The organism is Paenibacillus sp. lzh-N1 (assembly GCF_002872435.1).
Classification (GTDB): Bacteria; Bacillota; Bacilli; order Paenibacillales; family Paenibacillaceae; genus Paenibacillus; species Paenibacillus polymyxa_C.
This window is the reverse complement of record NZ_CP025696.1, coordinates 1492273-1513383: the sequence shown is the minus strand read 5'-3', so window position 1 is coordinate 1513383 and position 21111 is coordinate 1492273. Positions and strand designations below refer to the sequence as shown.

The following is a 21111-nucleotide window of genomic DNA, read 5'->3' as shown; positions in this document are numbered from 1 at the left end:
AGTAGGCATGCTGGCTAAACGTATTATTCCCTGTCTGGATGTAAAGGATGGCAGAGTGGTTAAGGGCGTTAATTTTGTGAACTTGCGCGATGCAGGTGACCCGGTGGAGCTGGCTGCGCTTTATGACCGGGAAGGGGCGGACGAAATCGTATTTCTGGATATTTCCGCTTCGGTTGAAGGTCGTGCCACGATGGAAGAAGTAGTTCGACAGACAGCCGGAGAAATTGCTATTCCTTTCACCGTAGGTGGCGGGATATCTCATGTCGATGATATGAAACGCATTTTGCGTGCCGGTGCTGATAAAATCGGCGTAAATACGGCGGCTGTCCGCAACCCTCAGCTGATCGCGGAAGGTGCGCGCAGCTTTGGTTCACAATGTATCGTTGTTGCCATCGATGCCAAGTACAATGAGGTGTGGGGCGAATGGGAAGTATACACGCACGGAGGCCGCACGCCATCGGGTATTCGCGCCTTGGCCTGGGCCCAGGAAGCAGAGCATCTGGGGGCCGGTGAGATTCTGCTGACCAGCATGAATGCAGACGGAACTAAGGATGGCTTTGACCTGCCGCTGACTTCCGCGGTTTCGGATACCGTAGGGATTCCAGTTATTGCTTCCGGCGGAGCAGGCAAACAGGAACATTTCTATGACGTGTTTACGTCAGGTAAGGCGGATGCTGGATTAGCAGCAACGATTTTTCACTATAAAGAAATCGGAATCCCTGAGCTGAAACGGGATTTGAAGCGCAGAGGAGTGGAGATACGATGAGCAACGAATTGAACCAACAGCTATCACTGGAGCAGCTACTGGATAATGTCCGCTGGAACGAGGCGGGGCTTGTCTCGGCGATTGTGCAGGATGATGCTACACTTCAGGTGTTGACGCTGGCCTATATGAACCGCGAGTCGCTGAAACGGTCTTTGGAGTCAGGAGAGACCTGGTTCTGGTCACGTTCCAGACAGGAGCTGTGGCACAAAGGAGCAACTTCTGGGAATACGCAAAAGATCTCCTCCATCCAGCTGGATTGTGACGGCGATGCTCTATTGGTGCGTGTCATTCCGAGCGGTCCGGCCTGTCATACAGGCGCAACGAGTTGCTTTTCTCGTGATATTTCCGTGCCAGGAACAGCTGTAACACCTGTGGCAGGAAAAGCAGGAGCTCAAGTGTCGGTAACTCGTACCGATGCTATTCCCATTGCTTCAGAAGGCCGCTTTGAGGTGCTTGCCCAATTGGAAGCAATTATTAAGGAACGCGAGGAGACGCGTCCTGAAGGAGCCTACACGACCTATCTTTTTGATAAAGGTGTAGACAAAATCCTGAAGAAGGTTGGCGAAGAAGCATCCGAGACCATCATTGCAGCCAAAAATAAAGATAATGAGGAGCTACGCCTGGAGGTCAGCGACCTGATTTATCACCTGCTGGTGCTGTTGCAGGAGCGCAAGCTACCACTCGATGACGTGCTGGCTGAGCTGAATCGCCGTCATGAACGTCCTCGTCGTGATTAGAACGGCTGTTGCAGGATTTGAAAGGGGGAAGCCGCATGAAAATTGACTATCATACGCATCATTCCCGCTGCGGGCATGCGATAGGAAGTCTGGAGGAGTATGTGCAGCAGGGGATCCGGCTGGGGCTGGATCAGCTCGGCTTATCCGATCATATGCCGCTGCTGCATGTAGAACCAGCCAACTATTATCCAGAAATGGCGATGCCTATGGATGAGCTGCCCCGATACGTGGAAGAATGCTTGGATCTGAAGGAGCGTTATAAGGGGCAAATTGATATTCGTGTTGGTTTGGAAGGCGACTATATCGAGGGCTGGGAACGCGAAATCGAAGATATCGTCCATGCATACCCATGGGATTATGTGATTGGTTCCGTCCACTTTCTCGGTGAGTGGGATGTCACCGACTTCCGTCAGGTTCACCATTGGGAAGGTAAAAATGTGCTAGAGGTGTACCGCACATATTATGATGCGGTTTCCAAGGCGGCCGCTACGGGGTTGTATGACATCATGGGTCATTTGGATGTCATTAAGCGCTTCGGCTATCATCCGAAACCAGCGGAAGAGGAGGAGCTGCGTGAATTGGAGCGCTCCGCACTCTCAGCCGTAGCCCGCAGCGGTCGGGCAATGGAACTCAATGCATCAGGGCTTTCCAAGCCCTGTGCCGAAATGTTTCCGAGTCGCCGCATGCTGGAGCAAGCTTTCACGCTAGGTATCCCGTTGACCATCGGCTCGGATGCCCATGATCCAGCGAAGCTGACTGAGCATCTGGAGAAGGCGCGTGCGCTTTTACATGAGGTTGGCTATCGCGAGCTTGCTGTATTTGAGCAACGTGAACGTTCGCAGGTTCCGCTGACGTTATAATAATATATTAAATGTTATATCTAGTTGCTAGCCGAACGCGCCTTTCATACAGGGAAAATGCGCTCGGCTATTTTGCGTATTTTTGTATATGTATCTATCGGGGGATGAGTACGGAACCGATTTTTGGAATAAGGCAGGATCGACTGTCAAGTCGTTTTGAAGTTGTGGTATACTGAAGGGTATGAACATGCCAGTTACTTTTAAAGGAGGTGCCTTGGTTATTTATGAAAGGGAAACATCTGCGAGTTTCGGAACCTAGCCCTAAGATTATTGCTTTGCGTTTCGACGCATCTTTCTTTTTTGAGAAAGCTGTGCGCTCGCTTGATCGCAATCATTATGACAAGGCATTGAAATATTTTCGCAAAGCCGTTGAATATGAACCGGATAATCCGGTGAATCATTGCAATATGGCGGGTATATTATCAGAGATGGGGGATTATGCAGGTTCGAATGAGATCCTGTCCTCTGTTCTGAGTGACGTAGACTCGTCGATGACAGAATGTTATTTCTATATGGCGAATAATTACGCTAATATGGAGCAGTTTGAAGAAGCGGAAAAAGCATTGGTCACGTACCTGGAGGAGGACGAAGAAGGCCAGTTTCTTGATGAAGCCGAGGAAATGATGGAGCTGCTCTATTATGAGCTGGACCGTCCGACGAAGCTGAACCGCATTAAGGCCCGGCAGGGAGTGGTTGAGCATGATCAGGCCCGTGTTCTGCTGGAGGAAGGGAAATTTGCTCAGGCAGCCCAACTGCTCAAGCAAATTTCGGAGGAGCAACCAGACATGTTCGCTGCGCGGAATAATCTGGCGCTAGCGTATTACTACATGGGATTGTTCCAAAATGCTAAGGCTACCATTATTCAAGTGTTGGAGGATGAGCCAGGTAATTTACACGCATTGTGCAACTTGGCGATTTTTTATCAGCACGAAGGCGGCGGCCCGGAATTGGATCGTCTGGTTCAAACCTTGGCGGTCACGATACCGTTTCAGGAAGAGCAGGTATTCAAGCTGGCGACCACTATGGGGATTCTCGGACGTCATGAGGAGGCCTACAGACATTTTCGCAGGTTGCTTCATGGCAATGGAGAGAACAATGCGGACGCTTCTTTGTACCATTACACAGCGGTAGCTGCCAGCAATACAGGAAGATATGCGGAAGCTCGGCGGTTATGGAGTCATTTGCAAAAGCAGGATGCTTCCTCGGAGGTTCCAAGATTTTTCCTGTCCAGATTGGAAGAGCTTCAGCAGGAAGGTACACCGCTGCAAGTGCTCAGCTATCACTATCATCTCCCGTTTGAGGAGCAATTCCGCATGTGGGAGAAGTTTGGTGCTGAGCAGGTGCCTGACAGTATGAAGAAGGACCCGCTAATCCGGTCATCTTTCTTTTGGGCCTTGCGCCACGGAGACCGGGCGACTCAGCTTCAGGTCATTCAGGCGTTAAGCCTGATCGGTGACGATGAGGTGCGTCAGGCGCTGGAGTCCTTCGTAGAAGACCCGGATCAGGAGAGTGAACTCAAACGCCGTGCTCTGCAAGTATTGCAAGAGCTGGCAGAGCAGGAAGTACAGAATACACACGCGGTTACGGAGCATCCTGAGCGGTTGGAGGCTGAGAAAGATCCGCATACAACCGAAGGTGATAGCTCTGCTTCGTCAGTTGATCCACAATGGCAGGCCGTGCTGGACAAGGTACTGACCGTCATGAGCAAATCATCTGATCCGGCCATGCAGCATGATTTGAGATCACTTTGGCAGGAGTATCTGGATCGGCTTGCTCCAGAAGTCCCGATGGTTCAGCATACTGAGGGATGGGCAGCTGCGCTGGAATATTTGACAGCCAAAATGCATCATCATTCAGTCACCTATCAGGAAGTAGCTGACCGCTATGGTATTTCCGTATCGACCGTAAGCCGCTACGCACGTCAAATTGACAGCGTGTGTGGTATCAAACAGAAGCTGAAGCAGCCGCTCTCCACGTTTAAAAAGCAGGTCTGAGACCTGCTCCAAACATCACTTAAAGGAGGCAACAAACGTATGTATAAATCCATAATTATTGGTACAGGTCCTGCAGGCTACACAGCCGCTATTTATTTGGCACGCGCCAACATGAATCCGCTGATCATTGAAGGAATGCAGCCCGGTGGGCAGCTTACCACAACGACTGAAATTGAAAATTTCCCGGGTTTTGAGCAAGGTATCCTCGGACCTGAGCTGATGGATAACATGCGCAAGCAGGCCGAACGTTTTGGCGCTGAGTTTACTTCCGGTTGGGTAGAGGAAGTCGATTTCAGCAAGCGCCCTTTTAAAGTGAAGGTAGAGGGTAAAGGCATCATTGAGGCGGAGTCGGTTATTATTGCTACAGGTGCGTCCGCCAAATACCTCGGCATTCCAGGTGAGCAGGACAATGTAGGTCGCGGAGTTAGCACATGCGCAACTTGCGACGGCTTCTTTTTCCGTGGGAAAAAGATTATCGTGGTCGGCGGTGGCGATTCAGCCATGGAGGAAGCGAGCTTCTTGACCCGTTTTGCTTCCAGTGTAACCTTGGTCCATCGTCGTGACGAATTGCGGGCATCTAAAATTATGCAAGATCGCGCACGCGAAAATGAAAAAGTACATTGGGCATTAAACCGGACTCCTCTGGAAGTTGTGACGGGAGAAACTGGCTTGAAGGGCTTGAAAGTTCACAATAATGAGACCAACCAGGATGAGCTAATAGAGGCAGATGGCGTGTTTGTAGCGATTGGTCATACACCAAACACAGGCTTCCTGAACGGACAGATCCATACCGATGAACACGGCTATATTGAAGTGAAGCCAGGCACGACGGAAACGAATATCCCGGGTGTTTTTGCCTGTGGGGACGTGCAGGATAACCGTTATCGACAAGCCATTACGGCTGCGGGAACGGGCTGTATGGCGGCTATGGATTGCGAGAAGTATCTTGAAGGCAGCGCTGTCCACGACTGGAGCGAAACACTGGATCAATAAAGGGTGTCTATAATACACAAAGTGGCTAATGTGAGGGGCTAAGGGCCCTCTGTTAAGCCCCGTTGTTTGTTCAGGAAGAGAAAGCCTGGTGCATTTGCACAGGCTTTCTCCTTTTTATGATTATAGAATTTATAAATTTCCAGCGGAGCTGAACAATTCTTTAATCGCAAGGAAAAATTCCGTTAAGCGTGGTCTGGCTTTCTTGAAAGTACGTCAATAAATGTTTTTCTTATGGAGGCATGAGGTTAAAAGTTCAGCTAATCGTACATTTTTCAACAGGCAAGTGTCCTTGACCGTAACGGGGGCTTCAATTATAGTTGGAACGTAGGATTACTATTATGAGGCAGGAATTTTAAGCTATATTTCATACCAGATTTTTAAGTAAACATAAAAGGTGGCTTGGAACATGTCTGAAAGTATCTATGTAGGTGTCGATTTGGGCGGTACCGCGATTAAAGTCGGCATTTGTAATGAAAACGGACAGCTTTTGCACACATATGAGGGACCAACCGAAACCGATAAAGGTGTAGACGTTGTCATTGGTAATATCGAAAAATATGTGCGGCACATTGTTGAGGAATCTCCTTATGAGTGGGATCAACTAAAGGGTGTCGGTGCAGGCGTTGCAGGTTTTACGAATGTTCGTGATGGTATTATTGTCCTCGCTCCTAATATTGGCTTTCGTGACGTACCGATCCGTGCGCTCCTAGAGAACCGGATTGGCAAGCCTGTGAAAATAGACAATGATGCGAATGTTGCTGCGCTGGGTGAGGCTTGGGCTGGTGCAGGCAAAGGCATTGAAAACTGCGTATGCTATACCCTGGGAACAGGCGTAGGTGGCGGTATTATTATAAACGGTAAAATATATCAAGGTTCTTCGGGCATGGCTGGGGAAATTGGCCATATCAGCGTCGTGCCTGATCTGGAGGCTATTCAGTGTGGATGCGGCAAAATGGGTTGCTTGGAAACTGTATCTTCCGCAACAGGCATCATTCGTATGGCCAAGGATGCTGTGGAACGTGGCGACCGGACCTCTCTGGCGCTGGAAGATCACATTGCTGCTAAGGAAGTATTCGATGCTGCTAAAGCCGGGGATGAAGTCGCACTGCGTATCGTGAACCGGGCTGCCTTTTATTTGGGGAAATCGATGGCAGCTGTTGCCGCTGTGCTCAATCCAGAATTGTTTATTATAGGCGGCGGTGTTTCTAAAGCAGGCGACTTTTTGTTTGAAGAGATGCGTCGCGTATACGCCAAGCTGGCTCCTGAACCGCTTCAAAAAGGTGTATATATCGTACCAGCAGTGTTAGGCAATGACGCGGGTATCGTAGGGGCTGCAGGGTTGCTGCTACGCTCCTAATCCACAGGTTGATGATAGGGGTACTGGCATAGAGCGAAGAAGCAAAAGGAGAGGGAAGTCCATATGACAGACAATCTAAAAAATGCTGCGCCGTGGGCAACGCTCATTATTATTACGGGGATGTCAGGCGCAGGGAAGACCATTGCGGTGCAGAGCCTTGAAGACTTGGGCTTCTTCTGTGTTGATAATCTGCCCCCTGTGCTGATTCCCAAATTTGCCGAGTTGATTGAGCAGTCTAACGGTAAAATAGGCAAAGTGGCTCTTGTCATTGATTTACGCGGACGAGAATTTTTCACCGCCTTGTCGGAATCGCTTAATTATATTAAAGATCATTTTACGATTCATTGTGAAATTTTATTCTTGAATGCGAATGACGGTGTTCTCGTACAGCGGTACAAAGAAAGCCGTCGACGGCATCCGCTTGCTCCAGATGGTATGCCTTTGGATGGGATTCGTTTGGAGCGTAAGATGTTGGAGGAGCTCAAAAGCTCCGCTACACAGGTTATTGATACAAGTACGATGAAGCCCGCAACCTTAAAGGCGAGGATTATTTCGAGATTTTCTCATCTGGAGAGCAGTATGCTGTCCGTGAATATTACTTCTTTTGGCTTCAAATATGGTATTCCCATTGATGCCGATCTTGTATTCGATGTGCGCTTCCTGCCTAATCCCCACTATGTGGACCAGCTACGTCCACACACGGGACAGGATAGCGATGTATATGATTATGTCATGAAGTGGCCGGAGACTCAGGCGTTCCTGACCAAGTTGCTGGATATGTTGCACTTTTTGATTCCGCAGTATCGCAAAGAAGGTAAAAGCCAGGTCATTATCGGTATTGGCTGTACTGGAGGTAAGCATCGTTCAGTTGCAATATCGGAGTATTTAGGAAAAATGCTGGGTGCCAGCGAGACAGAATCCGTTTCTGTTTCGCATCGGGATGCTGATCGGGACCGGCATTAATGAGGTGAAATCATGAAAGAGACCGGATCACAACGGGAGCGCCCACGTATTGTTGTTATGGGCGGCGGAACCGGCTTGTCCGTCATGCTGCGGGGCTTGAAGCAAAAGCCGCTGGATATTACGGCTATTGTTACAGTCGCTGACGATGGCGGAAGCTCCGGGATATTGCGCAGTGAGCTGCAGATGCCCCCTCCAGGGGATATCCGCAATGTGCTGACTGCCTTGGCTGACGTGGAACCAGTAATGTCAGATATGCTAAAATACCGTTTCGGTGCTGGATCAGGGTTGTCAGGCCATAGCTTGGGGAATTTGATCTTAGCAGCGATGACTGATATATCGGGGGATTTTGTAACGGCGGTGCGTGAGCTTAGCCGTGTATTTGCTGTCCGAGGGCGTGTACTGCCGGCGGCTGAAGAAGGCGTTGTGCTCGGCGCCGAGATGGAGGATGGTACGGTGATCACCGGGGAGTCCAAAATCCCAGAAGCGGGCGGACGAATCAAACGTGTTTTTCTTGAACCGACTCACGTGGAGCCGTTGCCTGAGGCTGTGGAAGCCATTAATGAAGCCGATGCGATTCTAATTGGTCCCGGCAGTCTATATACCAGCATTTTACCGAATTTGCTTGTACCGAAACTTGCTGAGGCTGTGGTGAAATCAGATGCTATCAAAATATTTGTCTGCAACGTGATGACCCAGCCGGGGGAAACCGATGGCTATACAGTGGGAGATCACCTGCAAGCGATCTATGAGCATGTAGGGCATCATCTGTTCGACTATGTCATTGTAAATAACGGAGAAATTCCACCCCAAGTACAGGAAATGTATGCCGAGCAGGGAGCTAAGCCTGTTCAAGTAGACATGGGCGAGCTGGCTGATCGAGGATATAAAGTAGTGGCAGATACGTTAGTTCTGTTCCGCACGTATTTACGGCATGACGCCGACAAACTGAGCCAGCATATTTACCAATTGGTACAAAACTGGATGTTAAGAAGGAGGTGAGTCCCTTGTCCTTTGCGGCACAAACGAAAAAAGAGCTTACGATGATTGAAAGCCAGCCCTGCTGTGAAAAAGCGGAACTGTCTGCGCTCATACGTATGCTCGGATCCGTACAACTGTCGAATAAAAGGGTGATATTGGACGTGTCCACAGAAAATGCCGCGATTGCAAGGCGGATTTACTCCTTAATCAAAAAGCATTTTCAACTTCACATCGAACTGCTTGTACGGAAAAAAATGCGCTTGAAAAAAAATAATGTGTATATTGTCCGTATTCCTAATGGTGTACAAGAGCTGCTAAAGGAGCTTTATATTGTCTCAGAAGGTTTCTTGTTCACTGACGGGATTAATCGGGATATCATTCGGAAAAACTGTTGTAAGCGGGCTTATCTGCGGGGTGCCTTTATGGCAGGTGGCTCTGTAAATAATCCAGAGGGATCGTCTTACCACCTTGAAATTTCTTCGATGTATGAGGAGCATTGTCAGGCGCTAGTTGACCTCGCTAATGAGTTTCATCTCAATGCCCGCTGTATTGAGCGAAAAAAAGGCTTTATCCTTTACATCAAGGAAGGCGAGAAGATCATTGAGCTGCTCAGTATCATTGGGGCGCACCAAGCCTTGTTCAAATTTGAAGATGTACGTATCATGCGCGATATGCGCAATTCCGTAAACCGTATTGTTAATTGCGAAACAGCTAATTTGAACAAGACGATCGGAGCTGCTGTCCGGCAAATTGAGAATATTAAGTTGCTGGAGAGGGAAGTTGGTTTGGAGACCTTGCCAGATAAACTGCGTGAAGTGGCAGAAGTTCGGCTCGCTCATCCCGATTTGAATTTAAAAGAAGTCGGGGAAATGCTCAAAGGGGTCGTGAGTAAATCGGGTGTAAATCATCGACTTCGCAAAATTGATGAGATGGCTGACAAAATCAGGGGGGAAAACGGCCTAATTCCGTAAAAGAGGGTCTGTGGGGCTTTTAGAACCGGTTTTTTTAGTTTTTTTTCTAGTGTCTGTCCCGGGTTAATGTTATAATGTGATAAATAAAATGGAGTAAATAGCGTCCAGATTTATTTGATGAGGGGGTAAGCTGACATGTCAAAACATCCAGTAGTCGTACGCTTGAAAACAGGACTGCACGCCAGACCTGCTGCGTTGTTCGTACAGGAAGCGAATAAATATTCATCTGAAATTTTTGTGGAAAAAGAAGACAAAAAGGTTAATGCCAAGAGCATCATGGGTATTATGAGCCTCGCCATCAGTACAGGTACTGAAATCAATATTAGTGCTGAAGGTGCGGACGCCGAACAGGCTGTAAACGCTTTAGTAAGTCTGGTTAGTAAGGTAGAGCTGGAAAATCAATAAACGAACATTTGCTTTGTGATATGATGTATGCTCTTAGTGAAAGCCCCCTCGGGGGCTTTTTTTTGTATCCAGAAAAAAGCATTCAACCAGCCCCGCCATTAAGCTATTTATGTATATTTATTTGAATATAGCGACCGCGTTAAGTCCAAGCTACAAATAGTTAAAACCCCTGGGTAATGCTCTGTTTCGGAAATTTATACCGCTTGACTGCAACCTTTTCCCGTTTTTTCCGTCTGGAAGGTACAAACATTTTCAAGAAAGAGGCTGACTACAATGAGAGTTTGGACAAAAACAGTAAGCACAGCAATTCTTGCAGGAGCATTATTAGCTGGGGGAATAGCAGGAGGGCTGTGGACGGGAGCTGATCGCGCTTATGCAGCAACGGCGACGACGGCGAATGGTGTAATTAACGTGAGTGGAAGTGGTGAAATAATGGCTAAGCCAGATATCGCTTATCTCTCTATTGGTGTGCAATCGGAAGGAAACACCGCTGCTGCTGCTCAAAAAGCCAATGCTGCGAAAATAAACAAGGTCACACAGCTGTTAAAAGAAAAATGGAGCATTAGTGCAGACGATATTCAGACAAGCCAGTTCTCTGTACAGCCTAACTATACCTATAACGAGAAAGAAGGACAAAAGCTCAAAGGCTACATGGCCAACCATACACTTTCAGTGAAATACCGCAATTTGGACAAAATTGGTCAACTGTTGGATGAGGCTACAAATTCCGGGGCAAACAACGTAGATAATATACAGTTTTCCGTAGAGAATCCTTCCGCTTATGAGGAAGCAGCCATTGCAAAGGCGTTGGATAATGCTCAATCCAAAGCCAGTGCCGTAGCAAAATCAGCTAAACGCGGGTTAGGAGCTCTGGTGAATGTTACAGTAGATGGCGGGGAAGCTCAGGTTTACACACAACGTGAGAATGCCATGTCCAAAGCGCTCATGGATATGAGTGGCGGAACAGAGATACAGTCGGGTCAAGTAACGGTGAAAGTCCAAGTGTCTGCCCAATATGAGATGAACTAGTATAGACCATTAAGCGGAGCCGCAAGCGCCTGCAACATTGCAGGATGACTTGTTGGCTTCTTTTGTCTATTGAAACCATTTTGTAATGAGTCTGTCATAGCTAATGGCTGTTAGGTGTACAGATTGAAATCAGGGAGTGTACAGATTGTAAACTACATACAATAGGGTATAGATATAATAAGAAAAGTGATCAAAACACATAGATTATACAGATTTGCAATAGGAGGAATACTTACGATGAACAAACATACAAAAAAATGGGGCTCAGCATTGCTGGCAGCGGGAATTTTAGCAGGGGTTGCGGTTATTCCCGTTTCCTATATTGGGGCAGCATCGACCAAACAGCAGCAAGCGACAACACAGCAACCAGGGATCGCCATCCAATGGAATGGTAAAACGTTGGCCGCTAAAGGTATTCAAGTGAACGGGAACACCATGATTCCAGTGGCAGCACTGCGTGACAGCTTGGGAATTCCGGTGAGCTATGACACCAAAGAAGGGACATATACAGTGGGGAGTGGGTACAACAAGCTCTATATCGTGGTCTCCTCCTCGGATGCCTATGTCAATGTGAACGGAATCAACACGCGTAGCATGGATGCCAAAATGGTCGCCGGGAAGTTATACATCCCTATGAGTCTGCTGAAAGACTATCTGGGTATCGATGCTCAGTGGAATGCAGCTCAGAAAACCGTAACATTGAGTAAAAGCCAGCTAAATCCAATCACAATTGCATCTCAGACGCTTCCAGCTTCGAGCAATGCAAAGGTATCTTATAAGATTAAGTATCCACAAATCAGCGGCAGCCAGCTGAATCCTGAGGCTCAACAGACCATTAATAATGTGCTAAAAAAGCATGCAGAGACAGTATTGGCAGCAGGCAAAAAGATGGTGGCAGAGGGAGAGGTTACAGCAGAAAGACCGTATGATTTCGAGAATGATTTTGCAATTGCCTATAACAAGGACGGTATTCTAAGTGTGATTATGCAGGACTACTCGTATACAGGTGGCGCACACGGTATGACGGCGCGTAAAGGATACACGTTCTCGCTCGCTGATGGCAAGCTGCTGCAATTGTCTGACGTATTGAAGGCAAATCCGAACTATAAAAAGTTTTTGAATGCTGATTTGAAGAAAAAAATTGATGCGCTCCAGGCTGGCGAAGGTTTTGAAAAATTTAAAGAGTTGGCCGCAGATCAGAATTTTTATGTGACCAACAGTGGAGTAACCATCGTGTTTGATTTGTATGATTATGCTCCATACGCGTATGGAATTCCGGAGTTTACTTACTCGTTCGCTCAACTGCTGCCTCAGGGCGGAAAGCCTTTTGCGGGACAAAATCAATAATTTGGATGACCTATATTTTAAAAAAATAGCAAATCAAAAAGGCTGCCTACTGGATACGAATATCCGAGGCAGCCTTTTTGATTTACCAGCTATCCGAGGTAAATAAGTTTTCTTATACACCTTCTGGAGAGGAGCTAGTTAACACTTTATCAATAATACCGTATTCTTTGGCATCATCAGCGGACATGAAATAGTCACGGTCTGTGTCTTTTTCGATGCGTTCCAGTGGTTGACCTGTGCGATCTGCGAGAATGCGGTTCAATTTGTCACGCATTTTCAGAATGCGACGGGCGCGAATTTCGATATCCGTTGCCTGTCCTTGTGCACCACCCAGTGGTTGGTGAATCATAATTTCACTGTTTGGCAAGGCAAAACGTTTGCCTTTGGCACCTGCATTCAGCAAGAAAGCACCCATGGAAGCAGCCATACCTACACAAATGGTAGATACGTCAGGTTTAATGTATTGCATCGTATCGAAAATGGCCATACCAGCTGTGATGGAACCGCCAGGACTGTTAATATACAAGTGAATGTCTTTTTCAGGATCTTCAGCAGCCAAAAACAGCATTTGTGCAATAATTGAGTTGGCTACAACGTCATTGACGTCCGAGCCCAACAAAATAATGCGATCCTTCAACAGTCTGGAATAAATGTCATAGGCGCGTTCGCCGCGGTTACTTTGTTCTACTACCATAGGAACATAGCTCACGTCAAAAAACCTCCCTTAAATATCGTTAGTGGATTTGGTGGATATGCCGATTACACATCCCTATTTATAAACTGTTACCGTATTAACCACATGATAAACAATTTCAAACAAAAAGTCAAAGAAAGTCAAACTATTGATTAAAAAAAGAGCGCTCAGCGCTCTTTTTGGTTAAAAACATTATATGGAACATTTAGCCGATCATATAAAACGACGCGCCCGCGAGGAATCGAACCTCGATCTCAGGCTCCGGAGGCCTACGTCATATCCGTTGGACCACGGGCGCACAGATGAACATTACAAGCAACTAACTAATTAATTGGAAACAAAGATGATTATATGATATACGGCATTGAATTGCAAGCTTTTATTACGTGCGCATATTCACATAAAAAGTTGAGAAATATAGGTTCAGATAGACTTGCATGTGAAGCAAATATTGGGTAAGATATACGTGGGACTTAAAAAGTTATCCCGGGACATTTTAAGACCAGTTAGAGATATAGCATAGAGACAGAACTTAGAAGTGTGCGGGAGTGGAAAGCATGCGAAAGATATTAGAAATACAGAAGCAGCTTCTGCCCGACCTCATGGATGTTTTGAAAAAAAGGTACACGATCCTGCATCAGATTATGCTGTCCGAAGTTATTGGACGCAGAACACTGGCAGCTTCACTGGATATGACCGAGCGCGTACTGCGCGCTGAGACTGATCTCCTTAAAGCGCAAGGGCTAATTGAGATTGAGAGTGTGGGCATGAAGGTGAGCAAAGCAGGACTGGATCTGCTGGAACAGCTGGAGCCGATTGCGAACAACTTGTTCGGCCTGTCCCAATTGGAGGATCAGATTCGTCAAGCCTACGGTTTGAGGAAGGTGGTTGTCGTTCCAGGGGATTCGGATGCTTCACCGTTAGCGAAGCAGGAACTGGGCCGTGCTGGCGCAAAGGCGCTGCTGAGTGTTATGGATGACGAGGACGTGGTCGCTGTAACAGGTGGCACGACGATTGCAGATGTGGCGGAACAACTGACATTACCTGCTAACGGCCCGCTTAAAGGCGGATGGTTTGTACCGGCACGCGGGGGTTTGGGAGAGAGCATGGAAATGCAGGCAAATACAATTGCCTCCACGATGGCTCGCAAGGTCGGCGCTCAATACCGTCTGCTCCATGTACCGGATTTGCTCAGCAATCATGCTTACAACTCCTTGCTTGAGGATACGAATATTCAGGATATATTGAGCCTGATTCGAGAAAGTCGTATTATCATTCACGGGATAGGCAACGCCATAGCAATGGCCCACAGACGCAAGCTTGACCCTGAAACCTTCGCCCAGATCAGCAATGAGGGCGCGGTCGCCGAATCGTTTGGTTATTATTTTAACGAAGACGGCGTCGTTGTTCACAGAATGCTGACGCTTGGACTCCGTTTGGAGGACATCAGGCGCACGGAGACGGTGTTAGGTGTGGCTGGAGGCAAGAGCAAGGCGGCTGCTATTCATGCGGTATTGCGTTTCGGACAGGAAGACATTCTTGTCACCGACGAAGGCGCTGCTGCCGAGATTGTAAGCCGTTATTTAAGAGATTGATAAGGTTTTTTAATTGTGTTGTCTTGACGGGCTTTCGGGTCTGTCTTGAATATATAAAACTAAACTAAACGAACTTTGGGAGGAACTCACTCATGACAGTTAAAGTTGGTATTAACGGTTTCGGACGTATTGGACGCCTTGCTTTCCGCCGTATTCAAGACGTAGAAGGTATTGAAGTAGTAGCAATTAACGACTTGACAGATTCCAAAATGCTGGCACATCTGTTGAAATATGATACAACACAAGGTACTTTCCAAGGGGAAGTAGAAGTACATGACGGTTTCTTCAAAGTAAACGGTAAAGAAGTTAAAGTTTTGGCTAACCGTAACCCTGAAGAATTGCCTTGGGGAGACCTGGGTGTAGACATCGTTCTGGAATGCACAGGTTTCTTCACAACTAAAGAAGCTGCTGAGAAACATTTGAAAGGCGGCGCTAAAAAGGTTGTTATCTCCGCTCCAGCTACTGGCGACATGAAAACTGTCGTTTACAACGTAAACCATGAAATTCTGGACGGATCTGAAACTGTAATTTCCGGTGCTTCTTGCACAACTAACTGCCTGGCTCCTATGGCTAAAACATTGCAAGACAAATTTGGTATCGTTGAAGGCTTGATGACTACAATTCACGCTTACACTGGCGACCAAAACACTTTGGATGCTCCACATGCTAAAGGTGACTTCCGTCGTGCTCGCGCAGCAGCTGAAAACATCATCCCTAACACTACTGGTGCTGCTAAAGCAATCGGTCTGGTTATCCCTGAGCTGAAAGGTAAATTGGATGGCGCAGCTCAACGTGTTCCAGTACCAACAGGTTCCCTGACTGAGCTGGTAACAGTTCTGGAGAAAAACGTAACTGCTGAAGAAATCAACGCAGCGATGAAAGAAGCTTCCGATCCTGAAACTTACGGATACACTGAAGATCAAATCGTTTCTTCTGACATCAAAGGTCTGACTTTCGGATCCCTGTTTGATGCAACTCAAACTAAAGTTCTGACTGTTGGCGACAAACAACTGGTTAAAACTGTAGCTTGGTACGACAACGAAATGTCCTACACTGCACAATTGATCCGTACTTTGGAATACTTCGCTAAATTGGCTAAATAAGAATTTCCTTATCGAGCAACATCATAGAGCGGAAACAGGTGTTATTGTTTCCGCTCTTTATATATCAAAATGTGCCTTAAATTCCTGTTTCGTAAAATTATAAGGGTGCGGAGGAATATGGAGATGAACAAAAAGAGCGTACGTGATATAGAACTGAATGGAAAACGGGTGTTTGTTCGTGTAGATTTTAACGTTCCGGTTGAAGATGGTAAAATTACAGATGACAAGCGTATTCGCGAAACCTTGCCAACCATTAACTACCTGATTGAAAAAGGTGCAAAAGTTATTTTGGCGAGTCACTTTGGACGTCCAAAGGGTCAAGTCGTTGAATCCATGCGTCTGACTGCTGCTGGTGTACGTTTGTCCGAACTGCTGAAAAAGCCAGTTGTTAAAGTGGACGAAGCAGTTGGTGAAGCTGTTAAAGCGAAAGTGGCTGAACTGCAAAACGGCGATGTGCTATTGCTTGAAAATGTACGCTTCTACCCAGGAGAAGAGAAAAATGATCCTGAACTGGCTAAGCAATTTGCTGAACTGGCTGACATTTTCGTGAATGATGCTTTTGGTGCAGCACACCGTGCTCATGCTTCTACAGAAGGTATCGCGCATTTCCTTCCGGCTGTTTCCGGCTTGCTGATGGAAAAAGAGTTGTCTGTTATTGGTAAAGCTTTGTCGAATCCAGATCGTCCTTTTACAGCCATTATTGGTGGTTCCAAAGTAAAAGACAAAATCGACGTAATCGACAACCTGCTGAACATTGCAGATAACGTAATTATTGGCGGCGGTTTGACTTATACATTCTTCAAAGCTCAAGGTCATGAAGTGGGTCAATCTTTGCTGGATGAATCCAAACTGGACGTAGCTCTTGGATTTATTGAAAAAGCGAAGAAGCTTGGCAAAAACTTCTACCTTCCTGTGGATATCGTTATCTCTGACGATTTCAGTGCTACAGCGAACACAAACATCGTGGATATCGACGGCATTCCTGCAGATTGGGAAGGCGTGGATATCGGACCGAAAACTCGTAAAATCTATGCAGATGTTATCAAGAACTCCAAATTGGTTGTTTGGAATGGACCAATGGGTGTATTTGAAATCGAGCCTTTCGCTGGCGGTACTCGTGAAGTAGCAGAAGCATGCGCCACAACAGATGCATACACCATCATTGGTGGCGGTGACTCTGCGGCAGCAGCTGAAAAATTCCACTTGGCTGACAAAATGGATCACATTTCCACTGGTGGCGGCGCATCCCTGGAATTCATGGAAGGCAAAGCACTTCCGGGTGTTGTTGCACTTAACGATAAATAATCAAACGCATTACGCTTAATAAAGGCTTTAGGGCACCTAATAGTTAGGAGTTGAAACCATTGAGAACACCGATTATCGCGGGTAACTGGAAGATGTTCAAAACCGTACCAGAAGCTAAAACCTTCATCGAAGAGATCAAAGGTAAAGCAGAGGTTGCAGGAGTGGAGAGCGTTATATGTGCTCCATTTACAAATCTTCCTGCTCTGGTTGAAGCAGTAAAAGGCACATCTATTAAAATCGGCGCACAAAACCTGCACTTTGCAGAAGATGGCGCATTTACAGGTGAAATCAGCGGCGGAATGCTTAAAGATCTGGGCGTAGACTACGTTGTGATCGGACACTCCGAGCGTCGTGAGTATTTCAACGAAACAGACGAAACGGTGAACAAAAAGGTTCATGCAGCATTCCGTCATGGCCTGACACCAATTGTATGTGTAGGCGAAAAGCTGGAAGACCGTGAAGCAGGTCAAACCAAAGAAGTTGTAAAAGTGCAAACTGTAGCAGCTTTTGCTGGTCTGGCTAAAGATCAAGCAGCACAAGTCGTAGTTGCTTATGAGCCAATCTGGGCCATCGGAACAGGCAAATCCTCTACTTCGCAGGATGCGAATGAAGTGATTTCCTACATCCGTAGTCTGATTAAAGAGCTGTATGATGAAAATACAGCAAATGCTGTACGTATTCAGTACGGTGGTAGTGTAAAACCTGAAAATGTTACTGAGTACCTGGGTCAAAGCGATATCGACGGCGCGCTCGTGGGCGGTGCCAGTCTTCAACCGGCGTCGTACATCGCGCTTGTTGAGGGGGCGAAGTAAGATGACAGCACCAAAACCGGTAGCTTTAATTATTATGGACGGATTCGGACTGCGTGACACTGTGGAAGGCAATGCGGTTGCACAGGCTAACAAACCGAATTACGACCGGTATTTAAAACAGTATCCACATACCACGTTGACGGCTTCTGGTGAAGCGGTGGGTCTGCCGGAAGGACAAATGGGTAACTCCGAAGTAGGTCACTTGAACATCGGCGCAGGTCGAATTGTATATCAAGATTTGACTCGTATTTCGAAGTCCATCCGTGAAGGCGAGTTCTTCGACAATGAAACATTGGTTAAAGCCGTGCAACATGCGAAGAAGAACAACACTAAACTTCACCTGTACGGACTTCTGTCCGACGGTGGTGTGCATAGCCATATCAGCCATCTGTTCGCTATGCTGGATCTGGCTAAAAAAGAAGGATTAACTGAAGTGTACATTCATGCTTTCATGGATGGACGTGACGTTATGCCTGATAGCGGCGTAGGCTTTATGCAACAACTGGTCGCTAAAATTCAGGAAGTGGGCATTGGCCAAATTGCAACCGTACAAGGGCGCTATTATGCAATGGACCGCGACAAACGTTGGGAACGTGTTGAGAAGTCTTACCGTGCAATCGTATACGGTGAAGGTCCTCAATACACCGATCCACTCGAAGCATTGAAGGAATCGTATGAAAAGTCAGTGTTCGATGAATTCGTGGAACCAACTGTTATTGTGAAGGCTGATGGAAGCCCTGTAGGGCTGGTCGAAAGCAATGACTCTGTCGTATTCCTGAATTTCCGTCCTGACCGTGCGATTCAATTGTCTCAAGTATTTACCAATGAAGATTTCCGTGGTTTTGACCGTGGGCCAAAATGGCCTAAGGATCTGCACTTTGTTTGCCTGACCTTGTTCAGTGAAACGGTTGGAGGCTTTGTTGCCTATGAACCGAAAAACCTGGACAACACGTTTGGCGAGGTGCTGGTACAAAACAACAAAAAGCAATTGCGTATTGCTGAGACAGAAAAGTATCCGCACGTTACTTTCTTTTTCAGTGGCGGACGCGATGTGGAGCTTCCTGGCGAAACTCGTATTTTGATCAATTCGCCTAAAGTGGCTACATATGATCTGCAGCCTGAAATGAGTGCGTATGAAGTAGCGGATGCTGCTGTTAAGGAAATCGAAGCTGACAAGCATGATGCGATTATCCTGAACTTTGCCAATCCGGATATGGTTGGACACTCCGGTATGCTGGAACCAACAATTAAGGCAGTAGAGACGACGGATGAATGTGTTGGACGTGTTGTAGATGCAGTTAAAGCCAAAGGTGGCGTGGTAATTATCATCGCTGACCATGGTAACGCGGATATGGAAATTGATGAGCAGGGACGTCCGTTCACAGCTCACACAACGAATCCGGTTCCGTTCATTTTGACTGACGAAAATATCGTTCTGCGTGAGCATGGAATTCTGGCTGACGTAGCTCCAACGCTTCTGGATTTGATGCAACTTCCGCAACCTGCGGAAATGACAGGAAAATCTATGATTGCATCCCGCAAGTAAGCTTGATTTAATAAGTATAGGCTTGACCAATAAATTATGAATTACAAAGGAGATTAAGTACAAATGACTATTATTTCTGACGTGTACGCTCGCGAAGTCCTCGACTCCCGTGGTAACCCTACGGTTGAAGTTGAAGTATATCTGGAATCCGGTGCGATTGGTCGCGCTATCGTTCCTTCTGGTGCATCCACAGGCGCTCACGAAGCTGTAGAGCTTCGCGATAACGACAAATCCCGTTACCTGGGTAAAGGCGTTCTGCAAGCTGTTAAAAACGTGAACGAAATTATTGCTCCTGAAGTAATCGGCTTGGATGCTGTGAACCAAGTAGAAATCGATACATTGATGATCAAATTGGACGGTACTCCAAACAAAGGTAAACTGGGTGCGAATGCAATTCTGGCTGTATCCATGGCTGTAGCTCGCGCTGCTGCTGAAGCTCTGGGCTTGCCACTGTACACTTACCTGGGCGGATTCAACGCTAAACAATTGCCAGTACCAATGATGAACATCGTTAACGGTGGTGCTCATGCCGACAACAACGTTGACGTACAAGAATTCATGGTTCTGCCTGTAGGCGCTCCTACATTCAAAGAAGCTCTGCGTGTTGGCGCAGAAATCTTCCACAACCTGAAATCCGTACTGAATTCCAAAGGCTTGAACACAGCTGTTGGTGATGAAGGTGGTTTTGCTCCTAACTTCAAATCCAACGAAGAAGCTCTGTCCACTATTATCGAAGCGATCGAAAAAGCTGGTTACAAACCAGGCGTTGACGTATTCCTCGGTATGGACGTTGCTTCCACTGAGTTCTTCAAAGATGGAAAATACACTTTGGAAGGCGAAGGCAAATCCTTCACTTCTGCTGAGTTCGTTGATCTGCTTGCTTCTTGGGTTGATAAATACCCAATCATCACTATTGAAGATGGTTGCTCCGAAGATGACTGGGAAGGTTGGAAATTGCTCACTGAAAAACTGGGCAACAAAATCCAATTGGTTGGTGACGACCTGTTCGTAACTAACACAGAGCGTCTGGCTAAAGGTATCGATGAAAACATCGGTAACTCTATCCTGATCAAAGTAAACCAAATCGGTACGCTGACTGAAACATTCGATGCTATCGAATTGGCTAAACGTGCAGGATACACAGCTGTAATCTCTCACCGTTCCGGTGAATCCGAAGACAGCACAATCGCTGATATCGCTGTTGCAACAAATGCAGGCCAAATCAAAACTGGTGCTCCTTCCCGTACTGACCGTATTGCGAAGTACAACCAATTGCTCCGCATTGAGGATCAACTGGGTGAACTGGCTCAATACCACGGCCTGAAATCTTTCTACAACCTGAAGAAATAATATTGCCAAAAATGCTGGTGGCGCCTCGGGTCTATGATTTATCATAGGGTCAGGACGCTCGAAGCTTTTGCGCATGAATAAAACAGATCTGCTCGTGATATGCAAGCAGGTCTGTTTTTTTATAAATAATGATCTACAGAAGCTTAATGGCTAAGTGTCTTGCTGTAGCTGTTGTTATCTACTGGAAGCTGTGGTAGAATGAAAATAGTGTTTTGCGTTAATTTCCGGCTATTTAAAGCATGATATGTGCATGTTTTCATAAAAGAGGCTGTGTTGTTTTGCAAAACAGATGTATAAGCTCAGGAG

At 46.8% G+C, this 21111-nt stretch carries 19 protein-coding genes and 1 tRNA gene; 18 read left to right on the top strand and 2 right to left on the bottom strand.

All coding sequences use genetic code 11. From position 1 onward, the window contains the following. The first annotated feature begins 7 nt into the window (after window positions 1–7). From hisF to C0638_RS06795, 12 genes are all read left to right on the top strand, one after another. Window positions 8–766, top strand: a complete 759-nt coding sequence (gene hisF, locus C0638_RS06850; protein ID WP_058711445.1) for an imidazole glycerol phosphate synthase subunit HisF — start codon at window positions 8–10, stop codon at window positions 764–766. Beyond that, the gene (gene hisIE, locus C0638_RS06845) at window positions 763–1503 is read left to right on the top strand and encodes a bifunctional phosphoribosyl-AMP cyclohydrolase/phosphoribosyl-ATP diphosphatase HisIE (protein ID WP_058711444.1); all 741 of its coding nucleotides are present in this window, start codon (window positions 763–765) and stop codon (window positions 1501–1503) included. Before hisF ends, hisIE begins: the two co-directional genes overlap by 4 nt. A gap of 35 nt (window positions 1504–1538) precedes the next feature. After that, on the top strand, window positions 1539–2363 hold the full coding sequence (gene hisJ, locus C0638_RS06840; protein ID WP_058711443.1) for a histidinol-phosphatase HisJ: 825 nt from the start codon (window positions 1539–1541) through the stop codon (window positions 2361–2363). A 224-nt stretch (window positions 2364–2587) separates the two neighbouring features. Next, window positions 2588–4357, top strand: coding sequence for a tetratricopeptide repeat protein (locus tag C0638_RS06835; RefSeq protein WP_090737412.1), 1770 nt, complete (start codon window positions 2588–2590; stop codon window positions 4355–4357). A 39-nt stretch (window positions 4358–4396) separates the two neighbouring features. Beyond that, window positions 4397–5350: a thioredoxin-disulfide reductase gene (trxB, locus tag C0638_RS06830; RefSeq protein WP_013368806.1), complete on the top strand. Its 954-nt coding sequence runs from the start codon at window positions 4397–4399 to the stop codon at window positions 5348–5350. A 406-nt stretch (window positions 5351–5756) separates the two neighbouring features. Then, entirely contained in the window at window positions 5757–6707 is a 951-nt protein-coding gene (locus C0638_RS06825) for an ROK family glucokinase (protein ID WP_013368807.1), read from the top strand. A gap of 63 nt (window positions 6708–6770) precedes the next feature. Further along, the gene (gene rapZ, locus C0638_RS06820) at window positions 6771–7670 is read left to right on the top strand and encodes an RNase adapter RapZ (RefSeq protein WP_013368808.1); all 900 of its coding nucleotides are present in this window, start codon (window positions 6771–6773) and stop codon (window positions 7668–7670) included. A 12-nt stretch (window positions 7671–7682) separates the two neighbouring features. Next, window positions 7683–8669, top strand: a complete 987-nt coding sequence (locus C0638_RS06815; protein WP_102163405.1) for a gluconeogenesis factor YvcK family protein — start codon at window positions 7683–7685, stop codon at window positions 8667–8669. 5 nt (window positions 8670–8674) lie between these two features. Beyond that, on the top strand, window positions 8675–9619 hold the full coding sequence (whiA, locus tag C0638_RS06810; protein ID WP_102163403.1) for a DNA-binding protein WhiA: 945 nt from the start codon (window positions 8675–8677) through the stop codon (window positions 9617–9619). Between the two features lie 135 nt (window positions 9620–9754). Further along, on the top strand, window positions 9755–10024 hold the full coding sequence (locus C0638_RS06805; RefSeq protein ID WP_013368811.1) for an HPr family phosphocarrier protein: 270 nt from the start codon (window positions 9755–9757) through the stop codon (window positions 10022–10024). 273 nt (window positions 10025–10297) lie between these two features. Then, a complete protein-coding gene (locus tag C0638_RS06800) occupies window positions 10298–11053 on the top strand; it encodes an SIMPL domain-containing protein (RefSeq protein WP_040102396.1) in 756 nt (251 codons plus the stop codon). Window positions 11054–11290: 237 nt separating this feature from the next. After that, window positions 11291–12400, top strand: coding sequence for a PdaC/SigV domain-containing protein (locus C0638_RS06795; RefSeq protein WP_102163401.1), 1110 nt, complete (start codon window positions 11291–11293; stop codon window positions 12398–12400). 112 nt (window positions 12401–12512) lie between these two features. On the opposite strand, the gene clpP is transcribed toward C0638_RS06795, so the two are convergent. Then, window positions 12513–13109 (bottom strand): ATP-dependent Clp endopeptidase proteolytic subunit ClpP, encoded by a 597-nt coding sequence (gene clpP / locus C0638_RS06790; RefSeq protein WP_013368815.1) that lies wholly within the window; start codon window positions 13107–13109, stop codon window positions 12513–12515. A gap of 211 nt (window positions 13110–13320) precedes the next feature. After that, window positions 13321–13392, bottom strand: a tRNA-Arg gene (locus C0638_RS06785). A gap of 259 nt (window positions 13393–13651) precedes the next feature. On the opposite strand from C0638_RS06785, the gene C0638_RS06780 reads away from it, so the two are divergent. From C0638_RS06780 to eno, 6 genes are all read left to right on the top strand, one after another. Continuing rightward, entirely contained in the window at window positions 13652–14689 is a 1038-nt protein-coding gene (locus C0638_RS06780) for a sugar-binding transcriptional regulator (RefSeq protein WP_013368816.1), read from the top strand. Between the two features lie 92 nt (window positions 14690–14781). Further along, the gene (gene gap / locus C0638_RS06775) at window positions 14782–15792 is read left to right on the top strand and encodes a type I glyceraldehyde-3-phosphate dehydrogenase (protein ID WP_013368817.1); all 1011 of its coding nucleotides are present in this window, start codon (window positions 14782–14784) and stop codon (window positions 15790–15792) included. Between the two features lie 123 nt (window positions 15793–15915). Next, on the top strand, window positions 15916–17097 hold the full coding sequence (locus C0638_RS06770; protein ID WP_014599369.1) for a phosphoglycerate kinase: 1182 nt from the start codon (window positions 15916–15918) through the stop codon (window positions 17095–17097). Window positions 17098–17156: 59 nt separating this feature from the next. After that, window positions 17157–17909: a triose-phosphate isomerase gene (gene tpiA, locus C0638_RS06765; protein WP_013308264.1), complete on the top strand. Its 753-nt coding sequence runs from the start codon at window positions 17157–17159 to the stop codon at window positions 17907–17909. A 1-nt stretch (window position 17910) separates the two neighbouring features. Continuing rightward, the gene (gene gpmI / locus C0638_RS06760) at window positions 17911–19455 is read left to right on the top strand and encodes a 2,3-bisphosphoglycerate-independent phosphoglycerate mutase (protein ID WP_013368820.1); all 1545 of its coding nucleotides are present in this window, start codon (window positions 17911–17913) and stop codon (window positions 19453–19455) included. A 63-nt stretch (window positions 19456–19518) separates the two neighbouring features. Continuing rightward, entirely contained in the window at window positions 19519–20805 is a 1287-nt protein-coding gene (gene eno, locus C0638_RS06755; RefSeq protein ID WP_013368821.1) for a phosphopyruvate hydratase, read from the top strand. Window positions 20806–21111: the final 306 nt, after the last annotated feature.

Excerpts from the sequence above, each read along its gene's own strand:
- C0638_RS06805 (WP_013368811.1), top strand. The coding sequence starts at position 9,755 with ATGTCAAAACATCCAGTAGTCGTACGCTTGAAAACAGGACTGCACGCC.
- C0638_RS06835 (WP_090737412.1), top strand. The coding sequence starts at position 2,588 with ATGAAAGGGAAACATCTGCGAGTTTCGGAACCTAGCCCTAAGATTATT.
- C0638_RS06770 (WP_014599369.1), top strand. The coding sequence starts at position 15,916 with ATGAACAAAAAGAGCGTACGTGATATAGAACTGAATGGAAAACGGGTG.
- rapZ (WP_013368808.1), top strand. The coding sequence starts at position 6,771 with ATGACAGACAATCTAAAAAATGCTGCGCCGTGGGCAACGCTCATTATT.
- eno (WP_013368821.1), top strand. The coding sequence starts at position 19,519 with ATGACTATTATTTCTGACGTGTACGCTCGCGAAGTCCTCGACTCCCGT.
- C0638_RS06825 (WP_013368807.1), top strand. The coding sequence starts at position 5,757 with ATGTCTGAAAGTATCTATGTAGGTGTCGATTTGGGCGGTACCGCGATT.
- C0638_RS06780 (WP_013368816.1), top strand. The coding sequence starts at position 13,652 with ATGCGAAAGATATTAGAAATACAGAAGCAGCTTCTGCCCGACCTCATG.
- gpmI (WP_013368820.1), top strand. The coding sequence starts at position 17,911 with ATGACAGCACCAAAACCGGTAGCTTTAATTATTATGGACGGATTCGGA.
- C0638_RS06800 (WP_040102396.1), top strand. The coding sequence starts at position 10,298 with ATGAGAGTTTGGACAAAAACAGTAAGCACAGCAATTCTTGCAGGAGCA.
- hisJ (WP_058711443.1), top strand. The coding sequence starts at position 1,539 with ATGAAAATTGACTATCATACGCATCATTCCCGCTGCGGGCATGCGATA.
- C0638_RS06795 (WP_102163401.1), top strand. The coding sequence starts at position 11,291 with ATGAACAAACATACAAAAAAATGGGGCTCAGCATTGCTGGCAGCGGGA.
- hisF (WP_058711445.1), top strand. The coding sequence starts at position 8 with ATGCTGGCTAAACGTATTATTCCCTGTCTGGATGTAAAGGATGGCAGA.
- C0638_RS06815 (WP_102163405.1), top strand. The coding sequence starts at position 7,683 with ATGAAAGAGACCGGATCACAACGGGAGCGCCCACGTATTGTTGTTATG.
- hisIE (WP_058711444.1), top strand. The coding sequence starts at position 763 with ATGAGCAACGAATTGAACCAACAGCTATCACTGGAGCAGCTACTGGAT.
- gap (WP_013368817.1), top strand. The coding sequence starts at position 14,782 with ATGACAGTTAAAGTTGGTATTAACGGTTTCGGACGTATTGGACGCCTT.
- trxB (WP_013368806.1), top strand. The coding sequence starts at position 4,397 with ATGTATAAATCCATAATTATTGGTACAGGTCCTGCAGGCTACACAGCC.